The sequence below is a fragment of the Bacillus sp. 05T31 genome (assembly GCF_056396725.1).
Genome location: NZ_JBFTMA010001461.1, coordinates 1 through 392 on the forward strand (window position 1 = coordinate 1; position 392 = coordinate 392).

General features: G+C 26.3%; 2 pseudogenes. Both read right to left on the reverse strand.

What is annotated here, in order from left to right:
• Positions 1-272, reverse strand: a pseudogene (locus AC1DJR_RS33825) (sensor histidine kinase); the annotation flags it as partial.
• Positions 265-392 (reverse strand): annotated as a pseudogene (locus AC1DJR_RS33830) (polyprenyl synthetase family protein); the annotation flags it as partial. The pseudogenes AC1DJR_RS33830 and AC1DJR_RS33825, both read right to left, overlap by 8 nt.

Here is a 392-nt window from a genome sequence, read left to right on the forward strand (position 1 = left end):
TAGCTAGATAATAAGGATGTTAAAATAGCTATCCCAAAGACTGATGTTAGAGAAAAGAATTTTTTTGCTACAATAGATTGTCTTTTTTTTAAAAAGCTAATTAATCCTATAGTAAAAAAAATAAGACTAATAACGCTGATCATATAAAAATGACTAATTAATAAAGAGTTAACGCTTTCTTTAAAATTACTAGAGTGAAAATAGTAGTTATTTATTAAAAGTATTAATAAATATAAAATGCTTAAAGGTATACAGAACCAAATATTACGCATAGGAGTGACCTCTGCCCATAACCATCATTTGAAAATAAGTCATTTCGTCTTTAGAAAGAACAAAATGCATTTCTAAGAGTGCAAATGCTTTTCTATAATATAGTTGAGATAGGATACGAC